This window comes from Falsiporphyromonas endometrii, assembly GCF_042654485.1.
Taxonomy (GTDB): Bacteria; Bacteroidota; Bacteroidia; order Bacteroidales; family Porphyromonadaceae; genus Porphyromonas; species Porphyromonas endometrii.
This window is the reverse complement of record NZ_JBHSGO010000191.1, coordinates 1-18,503: the sequence shown is the minus strand read 5'-3', so window position 1 is coordinate 18,503 and position 18,503 is coordinate 1. Positions and strand designations below refer to the sequence as shown.

14 protein-coding genes are annotated in these 18,503 nt (G+C 39.3%); 4 read left to right on the top strand and 10 right to left on the bottom strand.

Annotation, left to right across the window (positions count from 1 at the left end; all coding sequences use genetic code 11):
• Positions 1-120: 120 nt before the first annotated feature.
• From ACFO3G_RS06890 to ACFO3G_RS06860, 7 genes are all read right to left on the bottom strand, one after another.
• Complete coding sequence (locus ACFO3G_RS06890; RefSeq protein WP_380079279.1) at positions 121-297, bottom strand: RNA polymerase sigma factor; 177 nt, start codon at positions 295-297, stop codon at positions 121-123.
• Between the two features lie 32 nt (positions 298-329).
• Positions 330-1,109, bottom strand: coding sequence for an adenosylcobinamide-GDP ribazoletransferase (locus ACFO3G_RS06885; RefSeq protein ID WP_380079277.1), 780 nt, complete (start codon positions 1,107-1,109; stop codon positions 330-332).
• A gap of 287 nt (positions 1,110-1,396) precedes the next feature.
• Positions 1,397-1,714, bottom strand: a complete 318-nt coding sequence (gene trxA / locus ACFO3G_RS06880; protein ID WP_380079275.1) for a thioredoxin — start codon at positions 1,712-1,714, stop codon at positions 1,397-1,399.
• A 96-nt stretch (positions 1,715-1,810) separates the two neighbouring features.
• Positions 1,811-5,470: a DNA polymerase III subunit alpha gene (dnaE, locus tag ACFO3G_RS06875; protein ID WP_380079273.1), complete on the bottom strand. Its 3,660-nt coding sequence runs from the start codon at positions 5,468-5,470 to the stop codon at positions 1,811-1,813.
• A 531-nt stretch (positions 5,471-6,001) separates the two neighbouring features.
• Positions 6,002-6,586, bottom strand: coding sequence for a LutC/YkgG family protein (locus ACFO3G_RS06870; RefSeq protein ID WP_380079271.1), 585 nt, complete (start codon positions 6,584-6,586; stop codon positions 6,002-6,004).
• Positions 6,587-6,591: 5 nt separating this feature from the next.
• Positions 6,592-7,959: a lactate utilization protein B gene (locus ACFO3G_RS06865; protein ID WP_380079269.1), complete on the bottom strand. Its 1,368-nt coding sequence runs from the start codon at positions 7,957-7,959 to the stop codon at positions 6,592-6,594.
• The gene (locus ACFO3G_RS06860; protein WP_380079267.1) at positions 7,956-8,696 is read right to left on the bottom strand and encodes a (Fe-S)-binding protein; all 741 of its coding nucleotides are present in this window, start codon (positions 8,694-8,696) and stop codon (positions 7,956-7,958) included. Before ACFO3G_RS06860 ends, ACFO3G_RS06865 begins: the two co-directional genes overlap by 4 nt.
• 292 nt (positions 8,697-8,988) lie before the next feature.
• On the opposite strand from ACFO3G_RS06860, the gene ACFO3G_RS06855 reads away from it, so the two are divergent.
• Entirely contained in the window at positions 8,989-9,378 is a 390-nt protein-coding gene (locus ACFO3G_RS06855) for a VOC family protein (RefSeq protein ID WP_380079281.1), read from the top strand.
• A gap of 78 nt (positions 9,379-9,456) precedes the next feature.
• Here ACFO3G_RS06855 and rpiB read toward each other — a convergent pair whose 3' ends face one another.
• From rpiB to ACFO3G_RS06840, 3 genes are all read right to left on the bottom strand, one after another.
• Positions 9,457-9,900, bottom strand: a complete 444-nt coding sequence (gene rpiB, locus ACFO3G_RS06850) for a ribose 5-phosphate isomerase B (RefSeq protein WP_380079265.1) — start codon at positions 9,898-9,900, stop codon at positions 9,457-9,459.
• Between the two features lie 3 nt (positions 9,901-9,903).
• The gene (locus tag ACFO3G_RS06845; RefSeq protein ID WP_380079263.1) at positions 9,904-11,937 is read right to left on the bottom strand and encodes a transketolase family protein; all 2,034 of its coding nucleotides are present in this window, start codon (positions 11,935-11,937) and stop codon (positions 9,904-9,906) included.
• Between the two features lie 787 nt (positions 11,938-12,724).
• Positions 12,725-12,994, bottom strand: a complete 270-nt coding sequence (locus ACFO3G_RS06840) for a hypothetical protein (RefSeq protein ID WP_380079261.1) — start codon at positions 12,992-12,994, stop codon at positions 12,725-12,727.
• A gap of 222 nt (positions 12,995-13,216) precedes the next feature.
• Here ACFO3G_RS06840 and ACFO3G_RS06835 point away from each other — a divergent pair, with 222 nt between their 5' ends.
• The 3 genes from ACFO3G_RS06835 (at position 13,217) to ACFO3G_RS06825 (ending at position 18,175) form a co-directional block, all read left to right on the top strand.
• The gene (locus tag ACFO3G_RS06835; protein ID WP_380079259.1) at positions 13,217-15,349 is read left to right on the top strand and encodes a prolyl oligopeptidase family serine peptidase; all 2,133 of its coding nucleotides are present in this window, start codon (positions 13,217-13,219) and stop codon (positions 15,347-15,349) included.
• Positions 15,350-15,581: 232 nt separating this feature from the next.
• Complete coding sequence (locus ACFO3G_RS06830) at positions 15,582-16,607, top strand: ABC transporter ATP-binding protein (RefSeq protein WP_380079257.1); 1,026 nt, start codon at positions 15,582-15,584, stop codon at positions 16,605-16,607.
• Positions 16,608-16,756: 149 nt separating this feature from the next.
• Complete coding sequence (locus ACFO3G_RS06825) at positions 16,757-18,175, top strand: hypothetical protein (RefSeq protein ID WP_380079255.1); 1,419 nt, start codon at positions 16,757-16,759, stop codon at positions 18,173-18,175.
• Positions 18,176-18,503 lie beyond the last annotated feature (328 nt).

Below are 18,503 nucleotides of genomic sequence, written 5' to 3'. Positions count from 1 at the left end.
TGTGCGAATAGTGTTATATTTGCCATGAAAAGGGTGGTTGGTGACAGCTCTTGGAGCTGTTCTTTTTTGTTCAATACAAACCTACCCTTTTCTTTTTATTCGTCAAAAACGTTTAGGACACTATTGATTCTGAACCATATCATCAGCATCTTGGTGATTCTTGACAATTCTCCTTGCCTGCCAGTAAAGAGCCTTAGAATAACGAGCTACCAACTCGGCAAAGGCCTCCCTTTTTGTTCGAGGATTCCTCAGTCTTTTTAGTATCTCTTCTTCAGGTAATACTTCTTTTTTACTCATTCAACGATCTGCTTTACTTACAAATGTTATTATCACAAATGGCATGAAACCATCAAAACCACAATTTGTGATGCCAATTCAGACATCAAAAAAGTTGCCCCACAACAATCTCCGGTATAGCCTTGTAATCTCCTTTTCATCAAAGAAACCAAAAGAGCTGTTGTGACAATTGGTGCTATCGCCACCAATAGCAAGAAGGGACTCACAAAGATAGACAAAACAAGAAGAGGCAATAATGCCCCGGAGAGAGAAATAAGCCTATCCCCAACAGACAACGCATCATAAACTATTTTACTCTTTGCTGTTTCTTCGTTTCTCGCATAAGGCAATAGAAGAACCCCATTGATAGCTATCCCCTTTGACAAAGGATCACAAGCAAAGAGACACAAGGCTATATACCCTATACTCTGCCAATCATAGAAGACATCAAATAATGGATTAGACTCTATCATGGCAACAAAAAGCATAAAATACATAATCAAGGCTATCACACCATAAGTACCGATATGAGAGTCTTTCATAATTTCAAGAATCCGCTCTTTAGTAACTCCCCCTCCAAAGCCATCGAAAAAATCGGCCAATCCGTCTTCATGAAGACATCCGGTCATTATCAGACGAGCTATAAGAGCAAATATTATTGCTACCCAGACAGGGAAGATGTATGCCGATAAAAAGAATACAAGAGCCATCACAAGACCTGTAAACCATCCCACCCAAGAAAAATAGACAACAACCCTTTGGAAATCTTTTTTGGATGGACTTCCCAGTCTCCACCACGGCAAGCGTGTAAAAAACATCAATGCGGCCAACATATTCCTTATATATTATGTTTCAAAAAATTAATCAGACATGCTTCATCCTAACTACATATACGGCAAACGCATCTCATAATCATTAAAGTTATGCACCCTTACATTTCCTTTTCAAGGCAAAAGCAGTCTCATTGGGCGATAAAGTTAATCAATTAGTCCACAGTTACAGCCAATACCGATATTAGGCAAAAAGAAGGCTGCGGTGAAAAGATCCGACTCTCATACACCACAGCCAACAATATATTTCGTCCGTATCTCATCGATACGAAGAGCCAAAAGGAGGCTTATTACATAATCTTTTGTATTTCAGCCACGATAGCTGCCTTCTGTTGAGCACCCACCAACTTATTGACCATCTCACCTTCTTTATTGAAGAAAAGAATTGTCGGGATATTTCTCACACCAAATTGTACAGCCAAATCATTGTTCTCATCTACATCGATTTTGCCAATGATAACTTGACCTTTATATTCTTCTGAAAGTTCATCAATAATAGGTGAAACCATTCTGCATGGACCACACCATGTTGCCCAAAAATCAATTACCATTGGCTTTCCTTCTGCCTTTAGACTCTCAAAGTTGTCTACTGTGATTTCTTTTGCCATTTTGATTTACATTTAAATATTATACTGTTTTATTCTTCTCTTTATATTAATCTAACCTAAACTGATTCTTCACAAGCCCAAAGTTAGTAAGAGTTACTAATATACAACTAATGGAACTTTATTTTGTTCAAAATACTTGACAAATTCGGGTGTGGGATTCACCTTGACTTTCGTAGCTGCAAACTTCATATGTTTTTTCTCTGATCGCAATGTAATATCCATATCCACAGTTCCTTTGTGCAAAGAGATATGTTCAAGGATAGAGTCAACGATTATATCGTTTATTGTATGAAGGTCCAAAGATATCTCAATTCTCTTGATAAGATTATCAGCTACTTCCGGAAGCAAATTGATACTGTTTATGTTTAGAGTAAGCTCTTCGGGCCTCCACTTCATTGGAATTACACTTGCCTTGATTAACAAATACAGTCCCTCTTTTGCAAAATTGGAATAAGTAATATAAGCCGGTCCAAACAAGGGAAACTCATGCGTTCCGCTAAAATCCTCCAATGTAATCACTGCATAAGGATTGTTCTTTTTGGATATTCCTGTTTTTGCATTTGTCACAATACCGGCCATGACAAGATTCTTACCATTTAGATCTTCCAAATTGTCAAGCTGTTCCATATGAGTATTGCAATAATAATTGAGAATAACCTTATATGGTTCCATCGGATTAGAAGAAAGATACAACCCAACAAGATCTCTCTCTTTGTTGAGTTTTTCAAGAATGTTCCATTCCGGCACCTCCATTGGCTGAGGCTTCGGTATAGCCAAACACTCATCATCGCCAAATAAACTATTGGCAGCCATATGCTCCTCCTCTTGGACAATACTTCCATAATTCATCAGTGAATTGATAAAAGTTTCATCTTTGCCACATGGGGCCATATACTGCTCTCGCTTAAAATCCATCGAGTCAAAACCTCCTGACAAAACCAAACATTCAAGAGATTTACGATTGCATTGAGAAATATCCACCCTCTCCACAAAGTCATAAATATCTTTGAATGGGCCATTTTCAGATCGTTCTCGAAGAATTGCCTCCACAGCTCCTGCACCCATCCCTTTGATAGCGGAAAGGCCAAATCGAATATCGCCATTGGCGTTTACAGTAAATTTGCGATCCGATTCATTTATATCCGGCACCAGCACTTGAATACCCATATTCTTACATTCATCCATCAACTTGGTGATTTCTGTGATGTTATTCAAATTTCGACTAAGTGCCCCTGCCATATATTCAGATGGATAATTTGCCTTAAGATATGCAGTCTGATAAGCTACCCAGCTATAACAAGTAGCATGGCTCTTATTGAAAGCATAAGAGGCAAACTTCTCCCAGTCAGCCCAAATTTTTAGCAAAGTTTTCTCTTCGATATTGTTTTTCTTTCCACCATCAAGAAACTTTGTTTTCAGAGCGTTCATTTTATCGATAAGCTTCTTTCCCATAGCCTTACGGAGCTCATCGGATTGACCTCTTGTAAAGTTGGCAAGCTCTCTTGACAAAAGCATGACTTGCTCTTGATAAACTGTAATTCCGTAAGTATCCTTAAGATACCTCTCCATCTGAGGAAGATCATATTCTATCTTCTCACGTCCATGCTTACGAGCAATAAAACTTGGTATATATTCCATTGGACCCGGACGATAAAGAGCATTCATGGCAATCAAATCCTCAAATGCACTGGGCTGCAACTCACGAAGATACTTCTGCATACCGGCAGATTCAAACTGGAAAGTACCAATAGTTCGTCCTTCTGAATATAGCTTGTAAGTTTTCTCATCATCCAAAGGTATGTTGGAAATGTCCAAATCAATCCCTTTGGATTTCTTAATATTGGCAAGTGCTTCTTTAATAATTGAAAGTGTTTTAAGACCCAAAAAGTCCATCTTGATCAGACCGGTCTGCTCAATGACCGACCCTTCATACTGGGTAACCAACAACTCTTCATCACCATCCTTAGCCGTACTGACCGGCACTACATCACTAATATCATATTTACCAATAATAATACCACAAGCATGTACTCCCGTATTGCGAACATTCCCTTCGAGCATCTGAGCATACTTAAGGGTTTCGCTCACATTCGGATCAGGACTCAAAGTGGCTTGTTTAAGTTCGGGCACCGCCTCAATAGCCGCCTTAATATTGACCTTTTTCACTCCCTCTATCTTATCCGGTATCAATCCGGCAAGTCTATTACTTTCCGGCAAAGGAAGTTTTTGGACACGTGCCACATCCTTGATAGCACTCTTAGAAGCCATAGTACCATATGTAATGATATGCGCTACCCTCTCTTTGCCATACTTTTCTGTTACCCATCTAAGAATTTCCGCTCGACCGTCATCATCAAAGTCCACATCAATATCAGGCATACTAATACGGTCAGGATTCAGAAAACGCTCAAAAAGAAGGTCATACTTAATAGGGTCAATATCTGTTATACCAAGGCAAAAAGCGACAGCAGAGCCGGCGGCAGAACCTCTACCGGGACCGACTGAGACCCCCATATTCTTGGCTGCATTGATAAAATCTTGGACAATAAGGAAATAACCGGGGAATCCCATAGATTGAATGGTTCCAAGCTCAAAATTGATTCGATCCATTACCTCATCGGTAAGGTTGTCTCCATATCTTTTTTCTGCCCCTTTCATGGTAAGATACCGCAGATAATCGTCGTCATCCTTAAATCCTTCCGGGATTGGGAAGTCCGGCATAAGAGGCTTGTTATCAATACTATAATATTCAACCTTATCTGCAATCTCCAATGTATTGGATAGTGTCTCGGGGATATCACCAAAAATTTCATTCATTTCACCCGTTGACTTAAACCACTCCTGCTTAGAATACCTCATTCGGTTTGGATCATCCAAATCCCTTGAAGTCGAAAGACAGATCAACCGATCGTGAGCCTCAGCAGCCTCTTCTGATATAAAGTGAACATCATTCGTTGCTATAACCTTGACCCCTAACTCTTTTCCCAACTCAAGGATCACCCGATTGACCTTCTTCTGAAGTTCATAAGTCTCCTGATTTCCTTTAGGGTTGTTAGTTTTATGCCGCTGAATCTCAAGATAATAATCATCACCAAAAAGGTTTTTAAACCACTTGATAGTATCTTTTGCCTTATCTATATTTCCAGCCAAAATGTGCTGAGGGATTTCTCCTCCCAAGCAAGCAGAACAGACGATTAGGCCCTCATGATATTTTTCAAGAAGCTCCTTATCTATTCTTGGACGATAATAATATCCTTCGGTCCAACCATAAGAAACAATCTTTGCCAGGTTGTGATACCCTTGAAGATTCTTTGCCAAAACAATTAGGTGGTAACCACTGGCATCAATCGAACGATTTGGATGATATGGATCATGAACATCACTGTCTTTATCAAACCTTCTTCGTCTTGCACAGTAACACTCACAACCTATAATGGGTTTGAGAAGTTTAGATTCTTCCTCCTCAATCAAATTAGATAGTTCACCTTTTCTTGTCTCCTCCTCTGCTGTCAAGTTGTCTTTTTCATCTAAAGACTTAAGCTCCTCTTGATAAGAAGATATGGCCTTTTTATGAGAACTGTTTTTCCCATTGACTGTATTGATCAGCTCTTTGATCCCAAACATAACACCATGGTCGGTAAGAGCCAAAGCAGGCATACCATCATCTATGGCATGGTTGACCAAATCTTTGATACTACATTGTCCATCAAGTACCGAGTACTGCGAGTGAACATGTAAATGAACAAATTTCTCCATATTAATTTTGAATGACTGCAACGATTACCGATGATAATTGATTATGAGTACTGAGTTTTATATACAATACTCCCATCTGTTCATCTTAAGAAATAGCAAGCAATCATATTATTATCATAGTAAATATATCGGTGTATTTGGATCTTATTAAATCCGTAGATGTCAATATATCTGAGCTTATTTTAGTCTATAACAGCGTTCATATAGCTCTACAACTTTATAAAAGCGACCTCATTAAGAGATATTTGGGTTATAAGAAAACCATTGACTACAAACACCCTCTATCAATCAAGCCATAAGACCCCTCATTGGCAATGACACCTTTTATCAATTTCACCCTCGTTCTTATATTTTCAGAAAAGACGAGGCTTGACAAATGTAGCTAATCAGCATGAGATAGCCAAGGCAAAAACAACGAGGGGTTGCGTCAATTTCCACTTGACACAACCCCTCTTCCAAGAAAAGAGTATTGATAAAACACTCAAATCAAAGGAGGGCAAGCAATTATCTTTTTCGCTGCCAAATCACAATCTACCTCAATATCACGAGCGTGCCCTTGGCTCCATGTGCACCAACGACAAGAGCCTGCTCAATGTCGGCAGTTTTCGATGGTCCGCTAATAAATCCCGAATAAGGTGAAGTTGAATCAATTTCCGCCACCTTCTTGTATGCTTCATGCATATTATGGACAAGATTTTTCTTATCCAAGATGATAACAAGATATTCGGAAATAAAGAACTGAGCTCTAAGATCATCATACTGATCAACCCAAACACATCCATTTTCACATACACCTATATGACCTTCAATAACAGCCACATCTGTACCATTCATCTCTCCGGGATTTTTAATATCCGAAGGTTTATATGTCGCTATACTGATGTATGACAAATCTGATGCTATTCTCTGAGCTTCAGGATAATACTTTCTGATTAATTCATTGATATCTTCTCCGGAGGTAAGTTCGACAGCTTCGCCACCTACTCCTTTCGAAATTTCAATAAAACGTGCCACCTTATCCTCAAATGTGATAGGGGTGAAAGTCATAGACGGCTTAGGTTCTTTGTTTATGGTATGCTGTCTAATACTATTTAATATCTGTTCTCTGCTGTCCATAACAATCACTTCTTAATTTGTTTTTTCCACCATGAATTAAAAGTTTCTGATGCAAACTTTGGCATCTCTCGATCTTGTCCCCACGCATTCAGGCTATTATACATCATAAAACGTGGCAATTTATTGGCAATAGGAGCAAAAGCAAGAGCAGTATTAAATCGCTTAGGACCATTCATTACAAGGGACATTCCTTGACACATAAGTTTCTTTTCTCTATTTGCTTTTCCAAGTTTATCCAAATCTTGTCTCCAACGATAAATCTGTTCGCCCAAATCAATCTTCACCGGACAGACATTGCTACAAGACAAACATAGAGAACAAGCCGATACATTGTCACTATACTCTTGCGGATTTTTGAGCATCCCCAAGTTAATCCCAATCGGACCCGGTATAAAATAGGTGTAAGAATAGCCTCCTGAACGACGATATACCGGACAAGTATTCATACATGCACCACACCTAATACAATTGAGTGTCTTCACATGATCCTTATTGGCCAATATATCGCTTCGCCCATTATCAACAATAATGAAGTGAAGCTCTCCACCTTTAGTGGGCTTACGAAAATGAGATGTATAAGTTGTTGATGGCTGCCCCGTGCCACTTCTTGCCAAAAGGCGCGTAAAGACACCTACAGCATCCAAATCCGGCACCACTTTTTCAAGACCTACACTGCAAATATTAAGTTTTTGACACGACATGCCCATATCTGCATTACCTTCATTGGTACAAACCACAATCTCTCCGGTAGATGCTACGGCAAAATTACCACCCGTCATGGCTGCATCAGCTGTGATAAAATCTTGACGAAGACTTTTTCGAGCAGCACGAGTCAAATAGGTCGGATCACTATTACCCTTCTCTGTCCCAAGTTTTTCATGAAAACACTCACTTACTTGCTCTCGTTTTATATGAATAGCGGGTAATACAATATGACTCGGTTTAAGCTTCATCAGCTGTAAGATTCGTTCACCAAGGTCGGTCTCAATTACATTTATTCCTCTCTCTATAAGGTAATCATTGAGTTCACACTCTTCACTAAGCATAGACTTGCTCTTGACAAACTTCTTGACACCATGCTCTCGGAGAATGTTATACATAATTTCGTTGTGCTCTTTAGCATCTTTGGCCCAATGCACAACGACACCATTCTTTTTGGCATTCTCTTCAAACTGCACCAAAAGTTCATCCAAATGGGTCACATTATAGCGCTTTATGTCATGACCAAGCTGACGCAAATCCTCCCATTCGGGCAATGTATCCCTCTGAATATCTCTCTTATGGCGGACCATCCACAATGTCTCATCCTGCCATTTTTCCTGAGCCTTATTCTTCAAAAAGGCTGCAGCCGCTTTGCTGTGTTTAGTGCTCATAAGTTTGCTGCTAAGATTTGTACGACATGAATTGTTTTGATTGGAAGTTTGTTACGATCAATCACTCCCTGCATATGCATAAGACAAGAGCTGTCAGGCCCTGTAATATACTCGGCTCCGGTACTCATGTGATCTTCTACTTTGTCCATACCCATGCAGGCCGACACTTCCGGCTCCTCAACAGAAAATAGCCCTCCAAAGCCACAACATTCATCAACTCGCTTCGGTTCGAAAATCTCTATCCCATCAACAAGATTTAGCAAATCTCTGACCTTATTCTGATAAGGAAGACCTCGCTCACTCGGAGTAGATAAGCCCAATTCTCTTACACCATGGCAACTATTATGAATACTTACCTTATGTGGGAAACTTGAAGGAAGGGATGTTATCTTCAAATCATCATGAAGAAACTCTACAATATCTCTGACTTTCTGAGCTGTCTTGCAAACATGATTGTGTGGCCTAAGAATATTGTCATAATTTTCTTTGACAAAGGCTACACAGCTGGCAGACGGACCAACTACCACATCATACGAGTCAAACAACTCCTCAAAACGAAGAGCCATCTTATAAGACTTGTCTTGAAATCCGCCATTGGCCATTGGCTGGCCACAACAAGTTTGATCCATAGGATAATCCACATCCACATCCAGACTTTTGAGCAGCTTATATGTCGCTATCCCCACCTCCGGGTAAACCGCATTCACATAACACGGTATAAACAATCCGACTTTCATATCGTTACTTTTATATGGTTTCACCAATCATTATGATGATGTTCTTACTATAATCGTCTTCCAAAAGTATATAAATTGATTTTACACTCGACAATAATGATATAACTTTTACCTAAGTTTATCTTTTTAACAACTTTCCGAAGAGACAAGAGTTACGTAACAATCTATTATCAAATGAATTACAGATATCTATTAAACATTTAGATAACCATCAGCAAGGTACAATAAAAAGTAAAAACGAAAAGACTTTTGGCAAAACATTATCTTTGTGACATTAAAGAACAACATTATGATGACAAAAGATAAGCTAAAGGCAAGATTTGACCATTTTAACTTCAATGTACTTAACCTCGAGAAAAGCATCGCTTTTTATGAGCAAGCACTCGGACTAAAAGAGGTCAAGAGAAAGGAATCTTCCGATGGATCCTTTATCCTTGTATATTTAGGTGATGGAAGCACCGAATTTACATTAGAACTGACCTGGCTAAGGGACAGAAAAGAGCCCTACAACTTGGGGGACTTGGAATATCATCTATGTCTGAGAGTACCGGGAGACTATGATGAATGGAGAAAACATCATAAGGAAATGGGATGTATTTGTTATGAAAACAACGAGATAGGACTCTATTTTATCCATGATCCGGATGGATATTGGATAGAGATACTCCCATTGGACAAATAGCCTTATATATCAAAAGCCCTTTGCGAGCATCATGTGCTGCAAAGGGCTTTTTGATATACCGGATACCTTATTCGGAAATCAATGAATAGGTATCTTGTTAATTCGCTCTATATGCCTTCCTCCCTCAAAATCTGTAGAGAAAAATGCTTTAACAATCTGATCCGCTTCTTCTTGGCTGATAAATCTCGCAGGCATAGATAAGACATTTGCATCGTTATGCTGTCTGGCAAGCTTGGCAATCTCGACACACCAACAAAGAGCAGCGCGGAGTTTGCTATATTTATTTACAACCATGGAAATCCCATTGCCGGATCCGCAAATGGAAATTCCCCTCTCAAGTTTGCCATCCTGAATAGCTTGAGCCATCGGATGAGCATAGTCCGGATAATCGCATCTCTCAGCAGAGGGACAACCGAAATCTTCTGTTTCATAACCCATCTCATGAAGAAGACCAATGACATGAAGCTTTAGCTCATATCCTGCATGATCCGAACAAATTCCAATTACCTTCTTATCTGTCATAAGTTATTCTATTACAACTTCCTTGATCTTTTGTGCAATATTATCAGCTGTGAAGCCAAGCTTTTCGTCCAAGACCTTGTAAGGCGCAGAGAAACCAAACGAATTGAGACCATAAATAGCCTTTTCATCTCCAACCAAACTTAGCAAAGTAACGGGAAGGCCTGCTGTAAGACCAAAACGTTTAACACCTGTAGGCATGATAGATTCTTGATATTCTTCAGGTTGCTCTCTGAAACGACCTTCACTTGGGACAGACACCACAGATAAGCGATAACCTTCTGAACGTAAAATACGCGCAGCATCAACCAATGTGGCAACTTCCGAACCGGAAGCAATCAACACGCACTCCGGCTTTTCGTCCTCACTAACAGCATAAGCACCATACTCAGCCAGCTTGGCATCTTTATGACGATCATTGTCATGAGACGGCAAATCCGGAATATTCTGACGAGACAGGATGAGAGCTGAAGGCGTCTGAAGATTTTCAAAAGCCATCTTCCAAGCTACTGTGGTCTCTTCAACATCTGCCGGTCTTAGCACCAACATAGAGTTGCGACCACTATGATTTTGCAATTTCTCAAGCAATCTAACTTGTGCTTCATGTTCTACAGGCTCATGCGTAGGACCATCTTCCCCTACCCTGAAAGCATCATGTGTCCAGATAAACTTCACCGGAAGCTCCATTAGGGCAGCCATTCTCATGGCAGGCTTCATATAATCCGAGAAGACAAAGAATGTACCACAAGCAGGAATAACACCCCCGTGAAGTGCCATACCAATAGCAAGACAAGCCATTGTTAATTCCGAAACTCCCATCTGAAGGAAACATCCACTAAAATCATCCTTCTTAATGGCATGTGTATGTTTAAGGAATCCATCTGTCTTGTCTGAGTTAGACAGGTCGGCAGAAGCGACAATCATATTTTCAACATTCTTGGCCAAGAAGCCCAAACATGTTGCAGAAGCTGCTCTTGTGGCCTGACTCGGTTTCTGCTCAATACTATCCCAATCCAATTCGGGGAGCTCATTGTTAAACCAAGCATCCATCTTCTTGGCAACCTCCTCATTTTCAGAACGCCATTTTTCCTCTTCTACCTTTCTTTCGGCTGCAAGTTTGCGAAGATGATCAAGTCTATCATTGTACATTTGCTCCACCTCAGGGAAAATGCGGAATGGATTTTCATAAATTCCACCAAGAGATTCAATGGTAGATTTCATATCGATACCGGCCTTAGAAAGAGGTTGACCATGAGTGGAAACCATATTTTCGCCACTTGTACCATCTTCCTTAATAGCTCCCTTACCCATCATGGTATGACCAATAATAAGGGTTGGCTTTCCTACTGTCTCCTTACCTTCCTTGATAGCTTTTCTGATTTCATCGACATCATTACCATTGATCTCAATCACATGCCATCCCCAGGCTTTATATTTCATAGCAACATCTTCACTATCTACCTCTTTTACAGTTGTAGAGAGTTGAATGTCGTTAGAGTCATAAAACATTATCAAGTTGTCCAACCCCAAGTGACCGGCAATACGACCGGCACCCTGTGAGATTTCCTCTTGAATACCTCCATCAGAGATGTAAGCATAAATGGTCTGGCTCATCATCCAGCCAAATCTGTGAGCAAGGAACTTAGCAGCAATAGCAGCACCTACAGCATAAGTATGTCCCTGTCCGAGAGGTCCGGATGTATTCTCTACACCTCGCTCAACATCTACCTCCGGATGACCTGGAGTGCAGCTACCCCACTGACGGAAATTCTGCAAATCCTCCATGGTGTACTTTCCAATCATAGCCAATTGAGAATACAACATTGGAGACATATGACCCGGATCAAGGAAAAAACGGTCTCTACCGGCCCATTTTGGCTCATCCGGATCAAAAATTAAGAATTCTGAGTAAAGTACGTTTACAAAGTCTGCACCACCCATAGCACCGCCGGGGTGACCACTTTTTGCCTTTTCTACCATGGCGGCAATCAAGACTCTGATATTGTCCGCCGCTTTGTTCATTAGCTCTTTACTATTCATCTGATATATTGTTTTGATTTGTTTTCGTCTTTGACATACAAAGATACACAATCTTAACTGTAGCTGAAATTATAGAATCTAACTTTTTAACGAAAAATGGGGCTACTCAAAGAGACTTATAGATGTATATAACTCAATTGTGCCATATCAGAAATGTAAATCAACCCCCAAAAGACTCATAAATTCTTTAGCATGGAAGATGTTGTTTTTCCATTGCAAATTTAACCGACAAAATCAGATTAAATCTGTTAAAAGTCGTCCGTATTTTTCACTTATTCAAATACATTTCGTGGAAGATATTCTACAAAATAGCAGCTTAAAAACCGAGAATAATACCATATATTTTTCTTATAAATCATTGCATTTTAATAAATAATGTAAATATATTTAGCCATTTTTAGGCCTAAAAACAGCCCATTTTTGATCTCAAAACAGACTCTTTCTGTACAAAGACTCAGGATAATAGGACGAAATCGTCCTATCTATATGTTAATATATGTATAAGCTACTTTTTATGGACAAGTTGGCTGCCTAAAAACCCACTTCAGGCCTCCTTTTTTGCAAGGTCGCGCGACTTGCAATCCATTCTCGCGCGACTTTGAACCTATCCTCGCGCGAGGTTGCACCTGAAGTAGCGCGACTTCGCATGTCAAGGTCGCGCGAGATCAGATCTAAAGTCGCGCGAGAATAGATTGCTTCTCGCGCGACCTTATTTGTTAAAATAGTGCATAAAAAAGCCCGTTTCGTACTATAAAACGGGCAAAGTTGGTAAGAAAGTCAGATGACCCTAACCCTCGAATATGAGATTTTGAGATTGAATTGATGTAGTTTGAGCAACTTTTTGAGCATCGAACAAAGCAACAGTATTTAACAAATACAAGCCTCTCAGAACGAACTTCACAGTCCATGCGGAAAGACCATTTATGAGATTGTATTTGATGTTTGCAGATTCTTTAATTTGCTTCTCTTCAATAAGACATAACTTACCTGCCCGGAGGAACAATCCGCCAAGCGAAACAATCATTATAAGAAAGGTAAGTAATATGCTTATCTCCATGGTTCCAATTCTTTATGAAGACTAAGATACTAAAAAGGATACTCTTTAGCAATAAGACTCCACATGAGTCATGTCAAGAGGAGCAACAAATCATCCTCCTGACAGAAGATTATATAAGGCCAATAATTTCTTTGAAGATGGTTATTTTCAAGAGATTTGGCATTCCAATAATTGGCAGTAACTTTGATAAAACAACAATGTCAATAATTAGTAATAACAGATATGAACAAACTAAAAACTCACCTTATGGTATTGGCAGGAATGATTACTTTGGGATCTTCTTCTGCTGTAGCTCAATCATTCAGCTACCCGGATGCACGGCGAGATCAAACAGTTGACAACTATTTTGGTCACAAAGTTGCAGATCCTTACAGATGGATGGAAAATGACACAACTCAAGAAGTTGCCAAATGGGTCAAACAAGAAAATGCATTGACAAATGCCTATCTTCAAAAGATCCCTTTTCGCCAATCTCTTTACGATGAATTAAAACGTCTTTATAGTGAGCAACCATTTAGTGGAGCTCCGATGAAACACGGCAACAAGTATTTCTTTTATAAGCAGGATGGACTTCAAAACCAGGCTGTTTTGTATGTCAAGGATGGTATTGACGGGAAAGCCAGAGTATTTCTAAACCCCAACACACTTAGCAAAGATGGCACTGTAGCGCTCACTGATATCTCTTTTTCCAACGACAACAAATATATGGCCTACAGTATCTCACGCTCCGGATCCGATTGGAGAGAGATTTTTGTAAAGTCCACTTCTACAGGAAAAGACCTTCCCGATCATATTTTATGGGCTAAGTTTACAAATATGGCTTGGAAGGGTGATGGGTTCTTTTATAGTGCTTACGATGCTCCCGTGAAAGGCAAAGAATTTTCGAATGTAAATGAAGGTCACAAGATTTACTATCACAAATTGGGTGATGACTATAAACAAGACAAACTGATATATGAAAACAAGAAGTATCCCAAACGCTTTTATTCAGTCAATGTCTACGACAATCCGAACTATCTATTCTTAGATGAGGATGGAATGGCAGAAGGAAATAATATCATCATCAAGAATCTGAAAGAAAGCAAATCACCCTTTACCACCATCACTCCCGACTGCAAATACAGATACACAGTAGTAGCAAGCGACAAAAAGCATTTCTATGTTTTGACAAACAATGGTGCCGAGCGTTATCGATTGATGCAAGCAAGCTACAGTGATCCGGATTTCAAAAACTGGAAAGAGCTTGTAGGGCAGCAGACAGGGGTGCTTGAGAATGCACAAATCATAGGCAAAAACTTTATCTTGACATACAATCAAGATGCCTCCACACACCTGTATCTATACAATATGAATGGCAAAAGAATTAGAGAAATCGATCTTCCGGTAATAGGGCATGCCGATGTATCAGGATCCAAAAAGAGCAACATAGCATGCATATCATTCTCTTCTTTTACCTACCCTCTTACTATCTTTTCATACGATGTAGACAACAACAAAATGTCTGTCTACGAGAAATCTCCTCTTAATTTCGATCCAAGCAAGTACGAAACAAAACAAGTTTTCTTCACATCTAAAGACGGCACAAAGATCCCTATGTCTTTAACTTACAAGAAAGGACTAAAACTCGATGGATCAAATCCGGTATATCTCTACGGATACGGAGGATTTAACATTAGTCTCAATCCGGGATTTAGTGTCCTTAGAATACCTTTTATCAATGCAGGTGGTATTTATGCACAGATGAATCTTAGAGGCGGAGGTGAATATGGTCAACAATGGCATCGTGCCGGTACGCAACTAAACAAACAAAATGTATTTGATGACTGCATAGCAGCTGCCGAATATTTAATCAAAGAGGGTTATTCATCCAAGGGGAAGATTGCCCTTGTAGGAGGTTCTAATGGGGGACTACTCGTCGGAGCAGTACTCAATCAACGTCCGGATATTTTTGGAGCTGCAGTCCCCAGAGTAGGAGTTATGGATATGCTTAGGTATCATCTATTTACGATAGGATGGAATTGGGCTCCCGATTATGGCACATCCCAAGACAGTGAAGAGATGTTTAAGTATCTACTAAGCTATTCTCCTTTGCACACAATCAAAAGCAATGTAAAATATCCGGCCGTTCTCGTCACGACAGCAGACCATGATGATAGGGTCGTGCCGGCTCACTCGTTTAAGTATGCAGCGACCTTACAGCATGTGGCAGGCCCCAATACAGACCAACCTCTCCTAATCCGTATAGACAGCAAAGCAGGACATGGAGCAGGTAAGCCGGTAGCAAAAATCCTTCAAGAACAAACGGATATCTATGCATTCATAATGTACAACCTAGGTATGAAGCCCAAGTTCTAATAATCCGTATTCAGACATTAGATTTGAAAAGATCTTGAAATTATCTTAAGAAACAGAGCTGAGCCCAAACAACGACTCAGCTCTGTTTGTTTCAGATTAAAAGGTTAGAAATAGTCGACTATTCTCCTCTACAAAAAAGGCCATAGGCCTCCGACAAACACCTTTTGATATAAAAGTCACAAATGAATCTCTCATTTTACTTAACTTTGCAGGACGATAGGCAGTACAGATTATGAGTAAAACCAGCATTAAAATAGAAAATCTTTCTACAGGATATCATCACAAAAAAGGCAATTATGTAGTTGCCAAAAAACTCTCGGCAGACATCAACAAAGGTGAATTGACATGCCTTCTGGGATCTAATGGGGTGGGCAAATCGACCCTTCTTAAAACTTTATGTGGCTTCCTGCCAAAATTGGAGGGAGATGTCTACATTGAAGAGAAAAACGGATTGGAGTATACACCAACCGAACTGGCTAAAACACTAAGCGTCGTACTGACAGAAAAGATCAACCTCCGAAACATGACTGTAACCGATATTGTGTCAATGGGAAGAAGCCCATACACGGATTTTTGGGGGAGATTGCGCAAAGAGGATAAAGCAATTGTCAATCAAGCCATAAAACATGTTGGGATACAGCATTTGGCAAATAGACCAATACAATCTCTAAGTGATGGCGAAAGACAAAAAATGATGATAGCCAAAGCTCTGGCACAAGAGACAGCCATCATTATTTTGGACGAACCAACAGCCTTCCTGGATTATCCATCAAAAATTGAAATGATGAGACTTCTCCATGATTTAAGCAGAGAAAGCTCAAAAACAATCTTTATGTCTACACACGACTTGGATTTGGCGCTACAAACTTCTGACTGTATATGGTTGCTAAACAAAGAGACAGGTCTTCACGTAGGGACACCCGAAGATTTGGCTATCGAAGGGACTCTTACCAACTTCTTCGAAAGCCCGAGCCTGGACTTCAATATAGAGACCGGACTATTTGGAGTAAAAAGTTTCTGCAATTACTACATCGAAACTGAAGGAGAAGATGGTCAATACAAACAAATGCTAAAAAAAGCATTGCTCAGAAACCATATACAAATAGAGAGAGCAGAAGAAAATCTCAAAACAATACCATGCAAAATATCAGTTTGTGACAACACTTACACCGTAAAAACTAAAACGCAAACGATTAAATGTGAAAGCATTAGACAAGTCCTCGATACAGTGTATTCTGTACAACAAGAGGCAATCTAAGCAACTACTCAAACAATAAAGATTCCAGACGACTATCGTAAATATATTTAATACAAGATTCACCTCCTTTAAAATGTTATGTATTCTAAAAATATATCGTACATTTGAGGCACAAGATAGAAACCATTAACATTATTTACTTTAAAAAGATGAAACGATTAGCAATCAGTGCGGGAATTGTCTTATGCCTGTCTTTTTGCCTTTTCTCATGCAGCAAGGACAGCAATGACAACCAACCGACAAATCAAGAGATTACCTCTTTTGAAAAATTAATTCCCAACCAATTTGGCAAAACTTATCAAGAGTTAAGTCAAGAGTTCCAAGTAGTTAAAGAAGGTGAATTAGACAGAGGCACTCATACCTGTACAATCAAAATAAATGATCCGGAGTACCTAAAATCTTATGGTAAAGTTGTCTTACATTTTGACCTATTAGAACGAAAATATCGCTATGCCACGATAGAAGCCAAAAGTTTTGAACTCTTATCAAGCAAAGAGTTTGACAAAATGTTACGCGAAAATCAGTGGACTCCTATTAATCAAAATTTACCAAAAGATGGAGAGTTGATCTACCAAAAAGGAAAGTCTTCTCTTCGTGTCTTCACCAAAGCCGGATGGTCGGTCAAAACACCTACAATATATCTGGAAGAGAACAACCAAGACGTAGCATCATGGACAAGATTTGAAGATTTGAAAGATAAAAAAACAGGCATTTGGTCTCCACTGGCAGCCATCGGTTGTCAAAAAGAGCTGTTTGAAGCTTTCGAACAACTTTATGGCCATAGTTTCAATTCTGAAAAGAGCGATCTCAACAAAGGTCTTTACGCATATAATACCGAAGATTCAAACTATCCACTTGTTACCTATCAATTGGATAATGACAATAAGGTGTGGTTTGAAAAAAGCACCATTTATATAAATAAGGAGCACCCGGTTGATGCCGCAGAGTTGGAACGATATGTTTTAGGACTGGGATTTGCAGATATCAATGTCCACACAGATGACGGCATCAACAAGTATTATTATAATCAGACTACAAAACTTACTTGTGCCATATACATCAACAATCCTAATTTACCGAAAGATAAATTTAGTCCAAGGCTGGAATTTATGTTCAAATCTGACATTGAAAATATGATGTCTCCTACCACGGTCAATATACCCTGGCCTCTTACCAAATTCGAATCAATAACTATGGAAGAGGCTATCCAATGGTATCAGGCCAATGGATTTATAGTCAATGTAGATAACGGAATAGGCCCTATAATCACTACAAGTCCGGACTGCCCAATCATGATTATCGTCCCGAGTGAAAAAGATCCAAAGCTATATGGTATCTGCCATATACCGTTTTATGGAGAAGATAAAGGTGAAGTCGAAGCTAAAGCCTCTTCACCCGATGTTATCAAACAACTTATCGATCATGGATATGTAAAACAACCCAATAAGAAAGAGTTGACATTTTACAACATGAAAGAGAATGCTCAAGTAATCCTTAGAACAAAATTTAGTGCAAATAACAATCCTCCCGAACTAATGTTTAGCGCAATAGGAGCTTTTGATGACTAAGTAACTATCTGAAATAATAAACAACGGGTCTCAATCGCAAATTAAATGCAGTTGAGACCCGTTGTCTTAAACTCACACGAATCGTAAAACAAGTAAAAACACAATCTTAAACACAACAATATATTTGGTTTTACTGAATATTTGGAACATTCTACTTCTTTCAACTACAAAACCAAAACAACTACTAAAATATTTATAATCAACCAATACTTCGGTAAATTTTTACCGAAAAATTAAAAGTTAAACAATAGAACTGACAAAAGTCGGTTCGAAAACACTAAAGAGATCATTGAAATGTTGTCAAAACGAATGGTTAAGCATGAAGAAA